Source organism: Scandinavium sp. UTDF21-P1B (assembly GCF_040750395.1).
Classification (GTDB): Bacteria; Pseudomonadota; Gammaproteobacteria; order Enterobacterales; family Enterobacteriaceae; genus Scandinavium.
Map to the genome: position 1 here is coordinate 1 of NZ_JBFLVD010000058.1, position 238 is coordinate 238.

The following is a 238-nucleotide window of genomic DNA, read 5'->3' on the forward strand; positions in this document are numbered from 1 at the left end:
GATATTAATATTGAACTTAAACGTCGTCAAGGCGGCTATGGTCGTGGCGGACGGATGAAAATTGAGTCTGACCAAGTTGAAATTACTTCAGGCGTTCGACACGGAAAAACAATTGGTAGCCCGATTACACTTAATGTTACAAACCGTGATTTCAAGAATTGGGAACAGATTATGGCAGCCCAAGATGTTGAAGATAAAATTAAAAAGCAACGTCGTTTGACCAAACCACGCCCAGGAC

The 238-nt window shown here is 42.0% G+C and carries 1 protein-coding gene; it reads left to right on the forward strand.

Annotated elements, in window-relative coordinates; translation table 11 throughout:
* The coding region (locus AB1287_RS22405; protein WP_435619151.1) for a chorismate synthase at nucleotides 1–238 on the forward strand (238 nt) is incomplete at both ends.